Annotated in this window: 13 protein-coding genes; 7 read left to right on the top strand and 6 right to left on the bottom strand. The window is 68.2% G+C overall.

Annotated elements, in window-relative coordinates; translation table 11 throughout:
- Positions 1 to 3: 3 nt before the first annotated feature.
- Positions 4 to 843, bottom strand: coding sequence for a DUF1932 domain-containing protein (locus L1885_RS02105; RefSeq protein ID WP_235795212.1), 840 nt, complete (start codon positions 841 to 843; stop codon positions 4 to 6).
- 10 nt (positions 844 to 853) lie between these two features.
- Positions 854 to 1,501: an HAD family hydrolase gene (locus L1885_RS02110; RefSeq protein WP_235795201.1), complete on the bottom strand. Its 648-nt coding sequence runs from the start codon at positions 1,499 to 1,501 to the stop codon at positions 854 to 856.
- Positions 1,502 to 1,600: 99 nt separating this feature from the next.
- Between L1885_RS02110 and L1885_RS02115 the strand changes: the two genes are divergently transcribed.
- The 4 genes from L1885_RS02115 (at position 1,601) to tpg (ending at position 5,428) form a co-directional block, all read left to right on the top strand.
- A complete protein-coding gene (locus L1885_RS02115; protein WP_235795213.1) occupies positions 1,601 to 2,041 on the top strand; it encodes a helix-turn-helix transcriptional regulator in 441 nt (146 codons plus the stop codon).
- A gap of 288 nt (positions 2,042 to 2,329) precedes the next feature.
- Positions 2,330 to 3,436, top strand: a complete 1,107-nt coding sequence (locus L1885_RS02120; RefSeq protein WP_235795202.1) for a hypothetical protein — start codon at positions 2,330 to 2,332, stop codon at positions 3,434 to 3,436.
- Entirely contained in the window at positions 3,433 to 4,818 is a 1,386-nt protein-coding gene (locus L1885_RS02125) for a replicative DNA helicase (RefSeq protein WP_235795203.1), read from the top strand. The genes L1885_RS02120 and L1885_RS02125 overlap by 4 nt, the downstream gene beginning before the upstream one ends.
- Positions 4,819 to 5,059: 241 nt before the next feature.
- Positions 5,060 to 5,428, top strand: coding sequence for a telomere-protecting terminal protein Tpg (tpg, locus tag L1885_RS02130; RefSeq protein ID WP_235795204.1), 369 nt, complete (start codon positions 5,060 to 5,062; stop codon positions 5,426 to 5,428).
- Positions 5,429 to 5,543: 115 nt separating this feature from the next.
- Here tpg and L1885_RS02135 read toward each other — a convergent pair whose 3' ends face one another.
- Positions 5,544 to 8,735: a tetratricopeptide repeat protein gene (locus L1885_RS02135; RefSeq protein WP_235795205.1), complete on the bottom strand. Its 3,192-nt coding sequence runs from the start codon at positions 8,733 to 8,735 to the stop codon at positions 5,544 to 5,546.
- 1,065 nt (positions 8,736 to 9,800) lie between these two features.
- On the opposite strand from L1885_RS02135, the gene L1885_RS02140 reads away from it, so the two are divergent.
- Positions 9,801 to 10,751, top strand: a complete 951-nt coding sequence (locus L1885_RS02140; protein WP_235795206.1) for a helix-turn-helix domain-containing protein — start codon at positions 9,801 to 9,803, stop codon at positions 10,749 to 10,751.
- Positions 10,752 to 10,926: 175 nt separating this feature from the next.
- Here the strand turns inward: L1885_RS02140 and L1885_RS02145 are convergent, their stop codons facing one another.
- Positions 10,927 to 11,667 (bottom strand): hypothetical protein, encoded by a 741-nt coding sequence (locus tag L1885_RS02145; RefSeq protein ID WP_235795207.1) that lies wholly within the window; start codon positions 11,665 to 11,667, stop codon positions 10,927 to 10,929.
- Positions 11,657 to 11,809: a hypothetical protein gene (locus L1885_RS02150; protein WP_235795208.1), complete on the bottom strand. Its 153-nt coding sequence runs from the start codon at positions 11,807 to 11,809 to the stop codon at positions 11,657 to 11,659. The genes L1885_RS02145 and L1885_RS02150 overlap by 11 nt, the downstream gene beginning before the upstream one ends.
- Positions 11,810 to 12,633: 824 nt before the next feature.
- Between L1885_RS02150 and L1885_RS02155 the strand changes: the two genes are divergently transcribed.
- Positions 12,634 to 13,296 (top strand): restriction endonuclease, encoded by a 663-nt coding sequence (locus L1885_RS02155; RefSeq protein WP_235795209.1) that lies wholly within the window; start codon positions 12,634 to 12,636, stop codon positions 13,294 to 13,296.
- A gap of 43 nt (positions 13,297 to 13,339) precedes the next feature.
- Here the strand turns inward: L1885_RS02155 and L1885_RS02160 are convergent, their stop codons facing one another.
- Positions 13,340 to 13,549, bottom strand: a complete 210-nt coding sequence (locus L1885_RS02160) for a hypothetical protein (RefSeq protein WP_235795210.1) — start codon at positions 13,547 to 13,549, stop codon at positions 13,340 to 13,342.
- Positions 13,550 to 13,925: 376 nt separating this feature from the next.
- On the opposite strand from L1885_RS02160, the gene L1885_RS02165 reads away from it, so the two are divergent.
- Positions 13,926 to 14,936 (top strand): DUF6292 family protein, encoded by a 1,011-nt coding sequence (locus L1885_RS02165; protein WP_235795211.1) that lies wholly within the window; start codon positions 13,926 to 13,928, stop codon positions 14,934 to 14,936.
- Positions 14,937 to 15,225: the final 289 nt, after the last annotated feature.

The raw sequence follows: 15,225 nt of genomic DNA on the forward strand, positions 1-15,225 counted from the left end.
GGGCTACGGCTGGGCGAGGCGGTCCAGAGCGTCAGCGAGCGTGAGCTCGCCGTCGTCCTTGGCGTCGTGCCACCGTGCCAGCGTGGACGCAGCCGCGCGCAGCATCTCCGGCGGAAGGCCGGCGGCCGCGAGCGTGTCGGCGGCTTCCTCCAGCTCCGGGCCCCACCGCCACGCGCGGGCCGCAGTCGTGGCGATGTACTGCGGCTCCGAGAGGTACGAGTCGGTGCGCCGGGAGGCGACCTCGATGAGCTCCTGGTCGACGCCGTGCTCGCGCGCCATGCCAACCGCGAGCGCCACCAGGACCCGACTCGTCTTCTGGAACGACGCGTATGCGAGCTTCAGCGCGGACGCCTTCCCGATCTCCGTACCCAGCGCCACCGTGCGGACGGCGGTGCCTGCGAACAGCACCTCGATGCGCTCGGTCGCAGCGGCCGGCCCGGACAGGTACAGGGACGGTGCCTTGCCTCGCACCGGCGGGGATCCGACGACACCACCATCCACAACGACAGCGCCAGGTTCGAGCAGCCCGGCGATCCGCTGGGCGCGCTCGGGGCTGATCGCGTTGGCTTCCACGTACACCCCGGTGAAGTCACAGTCGGCGACGTCGCGGGCGAGGTCCTCGGCTGCGGCTGGCGGGCAAAGGCTGATGACGATGTCGCTGCGCTCCAGCAGCTCAGGAAGCGCAGCCACGGGCGTCAGGCCGGCCTGCGCGGCGCGGGTCGCGGAGGCGGTGCTGCGCCCGGCTTCGCACCACAGGACCGAGGCAGCCCTGGGCGCGGCGCAGGCGGCGACGGCGGCGCCCATGCTGCCGGGGTGGAGAATGCCGACGGTCGGCTGGTCCACGGTCACGGTGCTACTCCGTCTCGTTGAGCAGGATGGTGATGGCGTCGGTGACGTCGTCGACGACGTGGTCGGCCGGGGGAAGGCCGTCTGGCCAGGGGCGGCCGCGCAGCCAGATGGTGCGCAGGCCGGCCTGGTGCCCACCGCCGGCGTCCCCGGCAGGGTTGTCGCCAACCATCCAGCCGCCAGCGGCGAGGCTCACTCCGCAGCGGCGGGCCGCAAGGTCGAAGAGGCGCCGGTCCGGTTTGCGGATCTCCAGGTCGCCCGAGACAGCGACGCCGTCGACCAGGTCCGCGAGGCCGGTCCTGGCGAGCTTGGCGCGCTGGATGTCGCCGGCCCCGTTGGTGACGATGCCGATCGTCCAGGCGTCCGCGCGCAGGCGGGCCAGGCCCTCGATGACCTCGGGGCGACAGGTGACGGCGGCCGCCATGAGATCGACGTACTCCTGCCACAGATCCGCGGCCGACATCTTCAGGCCGAAGGCGTCCTGGAGTCGGGCGAAATCGCTGGCGGTTGCGCGGTCGGCCAGCTCGATGCGCAGCCACCGCTCGGCAGCAGGGGAGAGTCCGCGGGAGCTGCAGAGGCGAGTGAGGGCGTCGTTGAGCGCCGACTGTCGGTCGGCCAGCGTGCCATCCAGGTCAAAGAACACGACGCGGGTCACGGGCATGGACCCTACGCCGTGCCGAAGGCCGCACGTGATGGCGGGCGCTCTTGTGCGGAATCCCCGCGATGCATCTTCCCTCGAAGCCGCCGCCGCGCGATGTCGCGCCTTCGACATCTGAGGCGTGGCCAGCGTCTGTTGAAAACCGCACCTCATGCGAGCAACACGCGAGACACCCGTGGGCATGTCGAAGGTCCGGCAACCCATCCATGGTGTATCTTTCGAGCAATCAATTTTGATACCAGGGAGGTACTTGTGGGCGCAGACCTGATCAGCGCCGTCGATGCTCTCCTCAATCAACGTCCAGCGCTTCCGCCACACCCTGCGCGTGGCGCACTCCGCAGGGCGGGAGGCCTGACTCAGCAGCAGGTCGCTGATGCTCTTGGGGTCAAGCGACTAGCGGTTGCGCGCTGGGAGAGCGGCGAGAGCGAGCCGCGGGCCCCCCACCGGGAGGCTTACGCTCACCTGCTCAAGCGCCTGGCAGTAGCACATCCGACGATAGGGCTGCAAGGCAAGGAGGCCAGTGATACCGCCACCTAGCCGCTGAAAAGACGAAGCGGCCCCGTCGCCACAACGGGACCGCTTCCTAGCAATCGACTCGCCCGCTCATCACAGCTTCGAGTCGTGTCCGGTGAGGTGACCTCGCCGGGGTGATGCCCGCAGACCTCGCGGTCTGTGTGGGTCACCTGTACCCAGGATACGGGTCTCGCCCCATCGGAGACCAGTATTGCTCTGTGTACCCGTCAGGTCACACATTCGGTCACGGCTCCCCTACTAGGGGAGATGGATCTTGCCCAGCACATACGGCGGCCCGTTCGGTGGTGCCGCATGAGTACCGACGAGTTCGAATCCAGCTATCTGGAACGCGCCTGGGAGGCGCCGGAGGAAGTGATCCTGCGGCGGGAACTCGTTCGCACGCCGGGCCTCCAGCCCGAGGATCTCGGGGTCCTCGCAGAGCTCCTGCTACGTGATCCGCGTCTGCCGTCGACCATGGACGCCATCCGCACAGACCTTCAGGCACGCGGCTGGAAGATGGGCAAGGACCGCTACAACGCCATCGCCAAGCGCCTGACGAGCGCCGGCCACCTCGCCCGGGTCTCGGTCTTCGATGCCGCCAGCCAGCGTCCGACCTGGGTCACCAGAGTGTTCCGCAATCCGGCCAACAACACGCAGTACGTCGACCTGGGCATCACGGCGACACAGCAGGTCAACGCCGGAATGCGGGAAACCCGCGATCCCCAAAATGCCGGATCGCGGGAAACCCGCGTTTCGCCAGGTCAGAGCCGGAATGCGGGTTTCCCGCATTCCGGGGAGGAATCGCGGGAAACCCGCGATCTGGAAACCCGCGTTTCGCCAGGTCAGAGCCGGAATGCGGAAAATCCGCGATCCGGCTCCCACCCCCCACACCCCCCGGAGGAGGAGGATTCCTCCTCCCCCAACCCCCTCACCCGTCCCTCGGGATCGCTCCCGTCACAGCGGGAGGAGGGGCGCGAGTTCCCCGCAGAGGAACTCGAAGCTGCCCGCGACTTCCTCCAGGGCATGGAGCAGTGGCAGGCCGGTCTGTCGACGGCGCGGAAGTGCGCGCCCCGGTTGCTGCGTGCGATGCGGACGCAGGGCTGGCCGACGCTGAGCGGAATGGACGATGCGCAGCGCCGGGCGCTGGAAGCCGACATCTTCAAAAACACCCGGGGCGCCACGTCGTGGGTGAAGTGTCTGCCCGGGTGGGTTGATGACCTGCGCCGCTACCGCAAGCCTGCTCCGGCCGCCGCTGAGGCCGCGGGCCCGTCGACGCGGGAGCGTGCTGCGCTGCGGGCCGCGTGCCCGGCCTGCGACCAGCTCGGCTGGGTGCTCGATGACGACGACGACAAGCCGAACCGCCGGTGCTCCCACCCGGGCGTCACGATCGAGGCCGCGATGCGTGGGGGGCAGCGATGAGCGCGGACACGCTCGGCATCTCGGAGCAGCAGCTCTCGGAGGCGCCGGAGGCGGTGAGCGTCAGCGCGGAGGCCGCGGTGCTCGGCGCCTGCCTGATGGCCACGCCGGCCTACGACCCGATCCCCGGCGCCGCGCGGGTCCTCGCGGATCCGGGGGACTGGTACAGCCCGCAGCACGAGGCGATCTGGCGGGCGATCGTGGCGCTGCACGCCCGCTCGAAACCGACCGGCGTGCCGATGGTGGAGGCGGAGCTGCGCCGGGCCGGCGACCTCGCGCGGGCGGGCGGGGCCGCGCAGCTGTCGCTGATCGCGGCGCAGGCCTGCGTGGCGGCGGAGGTGGAGTACTACGCGGACATCGTCCACGGCTATGCCCGCCTGCGCCGCTACCAGCAGGCCCTGGTGCGCGGGATGCAGACGGCCCGTCAGAGCGACCCGGAGGGCGTGGGCGAGGCGATCGCCGCGCACCAGGCCGAACTCGAGCACCTGGCCGCCGACCAAACCGGCGACGAGGGACTGTTCGGCCGGTTCGCGGACGGCCTCCAGGACCACCTCGACAGCCTGGAGACCACGGTTGCGGCCGCCGCGATCACCGGGCTGACCGACCTGGACGCCGTGCTGAAGATGCGTCCGGGCAACGTGATCGTGGTGGCCGGCCGCCCCGCGATGGGCAAGTCCGCCGCGACGCTGGGCATCGCGCTCGCCAACGCGGCATCGGGCCGGCCGACGCTGGTCCACAGCCTGGAGATGGGCCGCTCCGAGGTCACCAACCGGGTCCTGTCCAGCCGCGCCCGCGTCGCCCTGCACCACCTCACCGAGGGCGGAGAGGCGGTGACCGAGGACGACTGGACCCGCATCGCCCGGCGCCTGCCCGACCTCGAAGCGCTGCCGCTGTGGATGGACTACACCCCCCGCGTCACCCCGGGCCTGGTCCGCACCCGCATCAAGGCGATCATGCGGCAGACCGGGCAGGCCCCGCTCGTGGTCATCGACTACGTCCAGCTGATGTACACCGACCGGCGCGAGCCGCGGCAGTCCACCTACGACCGCGTCAGCGAAGTCAGCCGCGAAATCAAGATCCTCGCGGAGGAGACCGGCGCCGTGATCATCTGCTGCGCGCAGCTCAACCGCGGCTCCGAGCACCGCGAGGGCAAGGTCCCCCAGACCTCGGACCTGCGTGACTCGGGCCAGTTGGAGCAGGACGCGAGCGGGATCATCCTGCTGCACCGCGAGGACGCCTACACCCCCGAGAGCCCCCGCGCCGGGGAGAGCGACCTGATCCTGAGCAAGAACCGCAACGGGCCCACCTGCACCATCACCGTCGCCCACCAGTTCCACTACTCACGCCTGCGCGACATGACCGCCGAAGACGAACCCAACTGGTAGCGGCGGGCGGGGCATCGCCCTCGCCCCGCACCAAGCCGCCTGCGCGCCCCGTACGCCGACGATCACCCGCCCCGGTGCCCCTTTCCTCATCCGGGGCGGAGATCGGCGCTCTACGACCCGCACAGACGATCAAGCTCGGATTCCTCGACTGGAGCCACGTTCGTGGGCATCATCCGCGACAGCCTCGACGCGGCCGCCGCACGCACCTCGACCCGGCCGGCGCCAAAGTCGCCCGGCGCAGATGCGTTTCCTCGTGCGCCAGGCCGGCCGCACGCGCCCGGTCGCGCAGCTGCTGGGGATCTCCCAGCGCACGCTGGAGCGCTACGTGCGCGACCAGATCCGCCGGCCCCGCCCCGAGTTGGCCGACTGGCTTGCGGGCGAGGTCCGCGGTCGGTGGCCGCCGCGGGTGCGGGCCCGCGCCAGTCGGCAGGCCGCGACGTCGACCGGCAACGTCGTCACGGCCCGGGCGCGGTTCGGCTACAGCGCCCCGATTGGCACCAGCGACGACCCGCGCCAGCGCACCTGCGGACCAGGAACGCGGGATCGAACGCGAGTGGGCAGGGCTCCTCCAACGCCGGGGAGGCCTGCTGAGGTACCCCTGGCCGGATAGCCGAGCTGTCAGGCGTTTGACGGCATGCCGGTCGGGGGTGTCTCAGCAGGGGTTGCGCTCCTGGTGGCTGGCACGGCAGCCGAGGTCTTTTTGTCAGGTACTGAACGCCTCTCCCTCAGGGATGAGGGACGCCTGCGGCCTCAATGGCTGTCTCCAACTTCTCCAGCAACGGCCTAAGAGCGACCGAGTCCAGGGCCAGGCTCACTTCGATGTCCCGAAGATCATTCAGGGCTTCCCGAATTCTAGGAATCCTTGGACCGCTTACAAGGAACTGCTGAAGTTCCTCAGCGGCCCTTTGCCAGTCAGACGCCCCGCAGCGCATTACGAGCAGGTTTCCCTTGGCATCGGTTACCGAGTAGGCGCCTGATGTGATGTTAGCTTCAAAATATTCTGTAGCTATCTGCCAATGCTCCTCTGCCCCGGCTCGACTGAGGACGTGCATCGCGATCGCGATGTGGTAGTGGCACCAGGCCAGGTCAGGGTTGAATTTCACTGCTCGAAGCAGATCGATAAGGGCATCCTCGTAGCGTCCGATTTCCCGGTAGAGCACGCCGCGGTTCGCAAGTGCCAATTCCTGATTGGGGTTGAGTTCGATGGCGCGGGTGAGGTCGGTTAGAGCATCCTCGTAATTTCCCGTGAGATGATGAGTTTCACCCCGAGTGGCGAAGAACCAGCCTTCATCGGGCTTGAGTTCGATGGCGCGGGTGAGGTCGGTTAGAGCATCCTCGTAATTTCCCGTGAGATGATGAGTTTCACCCCGAATGGCGAAGAACCAGCCTTCATCGGGCTTGAGTTCGATGGCGCGATCGAGGTCGGTGAGAGCATCGCTGTAATCGTTCATCTGGCGGTACGTTAGACCGCGGTCGGCGATGTTCAATGCGTCATTGGGGTTGAGTTCGATGGCGCGATCGAGGTCGGTGAGAGCATCGCCGTAACGGCCCATCGCGTGATAGGTGTGACCGCGGCTTGCAACGATCCACGCCGATTCCTGGTTGAGTTCGATGGCGCGGCTGAGGTCGGTGAGGGCATCGTCGTAGCGCCCCATCGAGTGGTAGGTCTGGCCGCGATAGGCGAGGGCTGATTCCTGGTTGAGTTCGATGGCGCGGGTGAGGTCGGTGAGGGCATCGTCGTAGCGCTCCATCGAGTGGTGGACCTCACCACGGATTGCGAGAGCCCATCCATTGTCGGCGTTGAGTTCGATGGCGCGGGTGAGGTCGGTGAGAGCATCTTCGTTACGGTTCATCGTGCGGTAGATATGACCGCGGGCAGTGAGGTTTCCAACGTGGTCGGGGTTGAGCTCGATGGCGCGGGTCAGATCGATGGCGGCGTCCCCATAGCGCCCGCCCCCAATGTGAAATGCGGCACGGTTTGCAATGATCCAGACTTCGGTGGGGTCGAGTTCGACGGCCCGGTTGAAGTCGGCGAGCGCTGCGTCGTCGTCCTCAAGGGCCTCGTGGATCAGCGCGCGGCAGAGCAGGTACTCGCTCTCGGTGGGCGCCAACTCGAGGGTTTGGTTGAGGTTGGTGAGCGCTTCGGCATGGCGCCCTGTGAGGCGGTAAGTCTCTCCGCGGCCGTAGTGGGCGCGTGCCAGGTCGGGGGTCAGGTCGAGAGCCGCTGCGTAGTCGGTAAGGGCTTGGTCGTATGCGCCAGCGAGGCGGTAGTCGCGGCCACGTAGGGCGTGTGCCAGGGCGCGTGTAGCAGGGGCGAGTTCCGGCGCACCGAGGAGGCAGCCCAGGACGGCGATGGTGCCCGCTTCTTGTTCGGCGGCCTGCTGCACGCGTGGCCCCCACCGGAGCAAGAGCGGGTCATCTGTGTCTCGGCCAGCCAGCATGAGGGTCTGCGCCCATCGGCGCACGACGGCGATGTCCTGATCGCAGGCGTCAACGAGGTCTGCCAACGCCTCGGGCCATGCCCGGAGCGGATCAGCGCACAGCATGTGGTACGTCTCGTTAAGACGTGATTCCAGCCAGTCGGTGTCGGTCTCGTGACCATCGAGGGCTACCTCGCGGGTCTCACGCCGACGACGGTAGGTAGCGGCTAGGTGCTCGTGCTGCTGGCGCCAGCGGGTGGCGGAGCGGGTGCGCTGCAGGCGCAGCATGGGAGCGCGGACGACGTCGTGGTAGCGGGCACGCCCTACCTGGCCACTGACGAAAGCAAGCCCGCACAACCACGCGTATGCGTCGGCGGCCCCTTCGGGCGCGGTGGCACGGTAGATGTCTTCGTCAAGTTGCAGGGGGAGGGCACAGGCGAGCGCGGAATCGCGCAGGGCGGTGTCGGTGATCCACTTGAGGAAGCGGTCCACCGCGGTCTCGGAGGGGTCCGAGACATCGTCGGCACTCTGGGGGCGGGCCTGGGCGAGGAGGTCGACCAGGACCGGCAGTCGCCCAGTCAGCTCCAGTACGAGTTCGACGATCGGCTCGTTGGTGACGCTGTGGCGGGCCAGCAGTTCGCGGGCCTCCTCCTTGCTGAACACGTCCAGCGGCACGTCTTGAATTACAGCTCGGCTGTCGGCCCATACGGCGGGATCGAGGCGTCCCTGCCCCGACAGCACTGCGATGATATTGGCCTCCAGCTCTCCATACCTGTCTGTCGTGAGGACGTCCCGTAGCCATTCGCCGATCACCGGACTCGTTACCTCGAACACGTCGATGAACAGCACTACCCACGTCCGGCGCTCCGCCACTTTGCCGAGGTCGTCTAGGAAGGTTGGAGTGAGGACCTGAAGCGGAGAGACGACCAGCTTGGCATCGTCGTGACTGCGAAAGCGTGCCCCGGCCAGACTCCACGCCCGGTCGGTGAGCTGCGCCAGGTTCTGTCTGTCCATGGCGCCCGCCACCGGCCCCATGCCCGGAACCATCCCCAGGCCGGCCAGACCGGCCGCGGCCACAGCTGTGCTTACCGCCGAGGGCGGCCGACTGCCGGAGCCGGTAGCAGCGGGCGTCGCCGGCGCCGGCGCGCTCTCGGCCTCGTGCCGGCGCTGGCGATACGTCGCCAGCAATTCATCGAACCGCTTCAGCGCGGCACCTTGGCGCTGCAACTGGGCGCTGATCGTCTCCATCGCCTCGATGACGCTGTGTACGTCGTCATCGATGTAGACGGTGGCCGCTTGCTGGGCGCGCGCGGCAGCTTCCCACTGCCGCACCAGGGTCGTTTTGCCGACCCCAGCATTGCCGTGCACATGGAAAAAATAGTGACAGTCCTCGGCCTGCGGGTCGCGGGCCAGATTGTCCCGGAAGGCGGTCAGCTGACTGGACCGCCCGACGAACCGGTTCGCGCGCTGCCGCCGATTCAGCTCCTGCCGCGACAAACCCCGCCTAGCCATCCTTCTCCCCCTCAGCTGCGGACCATGCACGCTGCCTACGAGCGCGCACCCATCTTCGCCCCCGGGATCGCCTGGCGTGAAGTGTCAGTGGATTTGGGTCAGGAGAAGCCCGGCGAACGGCTCACTGAAGCAGCACGGGTGCCACGGCTCGCTCAGTGAGCCCACGTCCTCAAGCCGGCGCTCTCCGAGGCTTTCCCCTCATCGCGTCTGCCTCGAGAGTCGGCGTACCAGGCAGGGAGTTTTCAGCCCCCTACCAACTGCCGAGGTGGTTACGGTCCAGTTCGGGAAAATACGGTCGGATTTCCGCATCGGGCAGGCATGCGACACGCCGTTTTGGCAAATTATGCCCGATTTCGCGCCCGGCAATTGCCGCATTACGGCTCCCGGGGCTCGTTGATCGCTTTTTGGCGGAACACAGCCCGTAAGACTATGGTCACGACAGCGTGAACTCCTGAGGGGGTGCGACCCCGTTGATGGAGTTCACGCTGCCCAGATGACACAATCCAAAGGAGTGTGCTATGACACGATCCTCGAATCGCAACAGGAGCAAACCCCCACGTCGGGGGCCGTTCCACGGTCTAGACCCTAACAGCCGTGACGGAAATACCCAACGTCACGGACGACCGGTTCACGCATCGTTTGTCGCCATCCCCGTATGGCCGGTGATCCTCATCTCCCGGCCGCAGAGGTGGGTGCGCAAGGTCCTCGTCTCGCTCGCAGCTGCAGGCTCTACGGCCATCGCCCGAGTGATGTGGCATTACGCGGTCGAGCACTGACCATGTCTGGCTGCCGTGCCGGGCGGAGCCCGGTTTCGCCCGGCACGGTTCCTGGACATTTCACGCCCTCACGAAAAGGGCAGAATTCACCGCTGGTGTGACGCAAGCCCGGCAAGCGGGCTGTTAGAAAAGGCGCCCTTCGATGACTGTGACGCACAACGCACCCGATCCACTCTGCGGGTACTGCAACAACCCCATCGACGATCAACGTGGCCGAGGCCGCCCTGCTCGGTACTGCGGTCAGGCCTGTAGGCAGGCCGCTTATCGAGCCCGGATGAAGAACAAAGGCGAGAGCGCGGCCGGACCGTCGGAGGAACAGCTCCAAGTCCTTGAACTTGCCCGCAACACGCAGGAGGAACTGCGGCATCTCGCGCGTCTGCTCCTCAACCCGGTCGCAGCCCAGGAGGTCCTCGAGTACGCCGTTCTCATCCAACAGCGCACAGAGACGATCACCTCAGGCGTCGTGCTGTTGGCCCGGCAGCGCCACCTCACCTGGGAAGCGGTGGCAACGACGATGGGCTTGAGCTCCGAGACGGTCAGGCGCTCCTACCGTGAAGAGGTCTGCCGTAAGCGCTTGGGCCAACGGGTTCTGCCGCCGGCGACCCGGGTGGCCGCCCCAAGCAGAACCCTGTCCGGAGACCGTGCGCGCCGCCAGGCAGACACCCAGCCACCAGGAAGGCTGCGGTCCCAAGGCGCGCTGGCTCCTGTCCTCTCGCACATGCAGAAAGCCAGCGGCCTACCCCTTCGTCAGCTCGGCCTGCGAGCGCGGGTCTCCGCCAGCTACCTCTCCCGGGTCCTGAGCGGCGAGAAATGGCCCACGTGGGAGCTCACCGAGCGCATCGCCGTCGCGCTAGGAGCAGACACCGACGCGCTCTATAAGGTGTGGGCGGACCACAAAAAGCACGACAGGGCTTCATCGCCAGGACGCCAAACGAGCATGCCTCAGCCTCGACCCTCGGCGCGGCTACCATCGGGAACCTCTCTCGCTGCCGGACTCCGCACGTTGTATAAGAGCGCCGGTTGCCCGTCGTTGCGGGGTCTGGCGGAAGCAACAGACGGTGCGCTGACCGCAGATGAAATCGGGGCTCTTCTGCGAGGGAAGACGTCGATCACCTGGCAGCAGGCAGTGAGGCTGGTGCGCGCTCTCGGCGGCGAACCGGACTTCTTCCAACACCACTGGGAACACGACACGGGCCAGCGAGTCCCCCTCTACCCCTTCGTGTAACCACCCGTGCTGGGCAAACCGAGACAGGACGAGGTGAACGTTAGGCCGAGCCCGACTGGCCCGCGCCGCCCGATCCGGCCAGCCGGTCGGCTGCGCACGGCGACCATGTCTGGCCTGTCCGTGTCCGGCGCCTGCCTGGGCCCGGCATGGCCAGGCTGGCCGCCTAAGGCGGGCTCTACGGCCAGAAGAGCTTCACCGAGTCGGGATCAACCCGCTGGGTGCCGATCTTGGGCTCCGTGACCTCGTAGCCGAGGACGCGAAGGATCTCGGCCGCAGCCTCAGGATGGTCTCGTACTGCGGACTTGAGCTGCACGATTCGCCACTCCTGCAAGCGTTCGTTGATCACCGCTTGCCAGCCTGGAGCCGTGTCGATGGCGAGCTCGCGCTTCAAGAACATCAGTACGTCCTCCAGGGCCGGCCGCATTCTGTGGCCTCCCACGGGAAGGTGCATCTCGGACAGCCGTGGGAGCTTGTCGTGCTTCATCCCTCGCTTCGGGCGACCCGCGTCTGCCAGTCGCAGCAGGTAGGCCATCTCGTCGCGATGGGCGTGAACCTGGATGTGGGCCCCGGGCGGTTCCTTGCTGCTTCTGACGTACTCGAAGCGGACCAAGGGATCGGCGATACCCCGATAGAAGACGTGAATGTCTGCTTTGTCGGTCGCGAGGAAGGTACTTGACCCGTCCCAGCAGCAGTAATACCGGGCCAACAGCTCCAGGCGTGGCTCGCCGTTGATGCTGACGGGGATGTTGGCCTCGACTTCGTTCTCGTTGAGTGGGGATACTCGAACTCTTGAGCCAACGTTGACGGCATGGAAACGCGGGGCGCCCTCACCAAGGACACCCCGCGTTAACGATGTCAATTTGTCGGCGAACTCTCTCGCCAAGTCATGCGGCGTAGCCACCGCTTCAGCAGTCACCTTCGAGAAGGTAGTCCAGCCCCTCGATGGTGTGCCACACCATCAGCTGCTCCATGCTGAGGCTGTAGACCGCGGCACGGTCGCGTAGTTCCTCGTAGGTCATGTGCTGCTCGTCCAGCAGCTGCTGGCGCTGAGCTAACACTTCCTCGCGCGTTCTGTGAATCACCGTAGGCATATCGCCACTCTCCCCAGATTCGATGCCCGTAGTGAAGCAGGTCGGACTGACAACCATGCCGCACCCCCCGTGAACTGGTCAGCCAGTCACTTGACTTCCCTCGTTCTGTACCCAGATGGGGGATCGGCCTACCGGCTAGTTGCCATCATCGGCGTCGGGTACGCCGACAGCATCCAACCGGCCATCACTCAGCGGCCTGACCGACCCGGCCCGATCGGGACGCTGCAGCTGCACCCGTGTCGCGGACCGCACCCGCTCGCGGCCTCGGTCGTCCGATCCGGTGATCCTGCCCGCCTTGGCACCACCCGCTGGTATGCCGGACCGCCCCGTGGCGTCCCCGCCGCGGCTGTGCCGTCTGCCGGTGTGTAGGCCGGTCCGTGGTGCCCGAGGTCGTCCGGAGAAACGACCGCCATGTCTCGTGGCTCGGCACCTCTGGTCTCGACCCCGGGGCGGCCACCGGAGGTCTCGCCGCCCCAAGGCCGACCTAGAGCACGACGTCCGCCACCTGGTAATCGCGGACGTCCTCGCGGTACGGCGCCAGTGGTCGGCGGCTGCGGACCCTTCAGGCGGTCCATCGGCGCGACGCGTCGCCGCTACCGGGCGCCGATCCCTTGCGCCTGCTTGATCACGGCCATTCTTGTACGCCTTTTCCGCCGTGTCACTGAAAGTCGCCCCGCGAAGGACGGCTCGGCCGCCACCATCCGGAAGCGCACGTTGAGGGATTGGCCTGCTGCGGTTGGCACCGACTGGGAAGTGGGGGAGTGATGGCGGGACGTCGACGGCGTTGGCGTATGAAGAAGCGGACGCGCCGGCAGGTCCAGGGGTGGGCTGTGCCGGTCGCCGTGGTCCTCGTCGTGGTCCTGGTCCAGCATTGGGCGGTGGTGTGGCCCGTGCTGGTGGGCGTGCTGGGCCTTGTCGGGGTGACGGCGGTCTGCTGGGTGCTGCTTGGGGCGCACCGTCGCGCGGTCGGCCAGGATCGCGTGTGGCGGGCTCAGGAGGAGGCCAGGGCGCGTGAGCTGTCGATGGCTGAGGTCGATGGGCTGTCGTGGCAGGACTTCGAGCGCTACGTCGCCGGCCTGTGCCGGCGCGACGGCTGCACGAGGGTCATGGTCAGCGGTAAGAGCGGTGACCTGGGCGCGGACGTGGTCGGCTACCTGGCTGATGGCCGCAAGATCGTCGTCCAGTGCAAGAAGTACGCGCCGCACCGGAGCGTCCCTTCCCACGACATGCAGAAGTTCGTCGGTACGGCGCGCCTGGAGCACGGCGCCGATGTCGCCTTGCTCGTCACCACCAGCCGAGCGTTCACCAAGGCCGCACTCGGACTGGCGCTGCGCCACGACATCGTGGCCCTCCACCGCGACCTGCTGGGCTCCTGGGTCAAGGGCGCGCACCTGGAAACCCTGATCCCGCTCAACGGCCGCGGCGACGGCACCAGGCGGCGCCCCACAGCCTGACGGGGTCGGCTTGCCGAGTAGCGTTCTGCCCGCCGCCGGCGGGCTAGGAGCTGGCGTGGGTGATGCTGCTGGCCAGTTGGCCGATCATCTGCCCCAGACTGTGCCCGAAGGGCGTGGGAGCGATGAGAACCCCCAGGACCAAGACGATCACCACGGTCATCTTCTCGTCCAGTCGGCTACGCGCTTGGGTGCGCCGCCGCAGTCGCATCACGACGATGAAGGCCAGTAGTACGGCCACGTTGATGGTCAGCACCCGGCTGTCGCCCTCTCCCGCTTGCAGTCACCGATGTACGGTCCCGCCACCAGCGTGAAGAGCAGCGCCCCAGGGCGGCCAGAGGACGTGTCGACGTGGCGGCTTTGCTCGCAACTCTGACTGGATAGGCGCTCTTTACCGCAGTCGCAGTGACGGGGCTGAGGATCGCGCGAAGGAGCACAGCCGGCCATAGCAGTGGCCGGCACCCTCAGTCCGCCCACGGGCGGGTGACACGGGTGCCGGCCGACCCAAGACACCACCCCGAGGGGCGCGTGCTCATCTCGCAGGTTACCCGACCCTCTGGCCGGTAGGAAAACCTGTAGTGTTGTTTTCTCGACACGTCTTCCGGTGAAGTGCCGGACGCGGGAGGCCTTGAATGATCCGTGCTGGACGCCGGCACCTGGTGCGCACCCTGGCTGACATCGCAGCGCAGCAGGGCATCGCCCTGCAAACCCTGCTCAACACCCGCCAGCACCAGGCGGACGGCTTCCCCGCGCCGTTGAACGCGGGCCGCACCCGGCTCTACGACGGCGAGCAGATCGACGCCTTCCTCGCCGGCCGGCTGCTCCCGCCCTTGCCGGCGCGCGATGACGAGGAGGATCTCCTGGACCGCCAGGAGGCCGCCGCGCTGCGCGGGGTGGAGCCGTACCAGTGGGACACCCGCAAGAAGGACCCGGCCGTGGCCGAGCACCTGGCCCTGGTCCACGGTGTCGAGCACTGGCCCCGCCACGTCGTACGCGACCACACCCCCACACCGCGACGGCACGGAGCCGGCGGGGGCGGGGGCGGCCGCCCCACCGGCGCCGGCGACCAGGTCCCGCGCGACCAACTCCTCGCGCGGGTCGCCCAGCTCCTGGACGACGACCCCGAACTGACCGCGGCCGGCGTCACCGACCAGCTGGGCGTGCACCGCAACACCGCCCAGAGCGCGCTGACCCAGCTCCGTGCGGACCGCATGGCCGACCGCATGCAGCAGCGCGGGCTCAACGCCGCGCAGGCCGCCACCGAACTCGGCTACTCGCCTGGCCTGACCCGGCGCGCCGCTGTGCGCGCCGAGGCGGTCCTGCGGGGCCGCCAGGCGCTGCCCTACCTCGCGGACGTCGCCAAGGCGCTGCACGCACGCGGTTGGACGACCTCGGAGGCGGCTCCGGTCGTGCAGCACCCGGATAACGTCTGCGTAGCCGCTGTGACGCTGGACGCACCCGCGGCGCCGGCCCCGGCCCTGGTCTGGTCTGAGCTGCACGGCTGGCGCACCGCGACCTCCCGCCGCCACCCCCTCGGACGGGGCGCACCATGGCCGCCGCCCGGAGGCGGCGTGCGCCACCTCGCCACCGGCACCACCCCCGCCCCCGACACCCTCCTCCAGGCACTGACGACCACCAACTGACCCCACCCGCCCCACCGCGCACCGCCCGGGCCCCCAGGAACCCCCTGGGGGCCTTTGCCATGCCCGCACCAACACCGCCCGACCTTGCGACCCGCAGGGGCGCAGCGCAGGCCCTCGCAGGGCGCAGCGAGGGCGACGAACCGATCACCGGGCGGACGCGGCAGCGGAACGGCCCGGCGCGGGTCGCGGCCCGGCCGACGTGAAAAACCCCATCAGCGGGGAGCAGCAGGCCGGGGCCCGGCCGCCGCGCCGCCCGGGGCGTGCCCGGGGTGCTGCGCACCCCGGACCG

This window comes from Streptomyces fuscigenes (assembly GCF_021556455.1).
GTDB lineage: Bacteria > Actinomycetota > Actinomycetes > Streptomycetales > Streptomycetaceae > Streptomyces > Streptomyces fuscigenes.

Bases quoted from the DNA above. Each gene is read 5' to 3' on its own strand.
- L1885_RS02115 (WP_235795213.1), top strand. From the start codon at position 1,601: ATGTCGCGCCTTCGACATCTGAGGCGTGGCCAGCGTCTGTTGAAAACC.
- L1885_RS02120 (WP_235795202.1), top strand. From the start codon at position 2,330: ATGAGTACCGACGAGTTCGAATCCAGCTATCTGGAACGCGCCTGGGAG.
- L1885_RS02125 (WP_235795203.1), top strand. From the start codon at position 3,433: ATGAGCGCGGACACGCTCGGCATCTCGGAGCAGCAGCTCTCGGAGGCG.
- tpg (WP_235795204.1), top strand. From the start codon at position 5,060: ATGCGTTTCCTCGTGCGCCAGGCCGGCCGCACGCGCCCGGTCGCGCAG.
- L1885_RS02140 (WP_235795206.1), top strand. From the start codon at position 9,801: ATGAAGAACAAAGGCGAGAGCGCGGCCGGACCGTCGGAGGAACAGCTC.
- L1885_RS02155 (WP_235795209.1), top strand. From the start codon at position 12,634: ATGAAGAAGCGGACGCGCCGGCAGGTCCAGGGGTGGGCTGTGCCGGTC.
- L1885_RS02165 (WP_235795211.1), top strand. From the start codon at position 13,926: ATGATCCGTGCTGGACGCCGGCACCTGGTGCGCACCCTGGCTGACATC.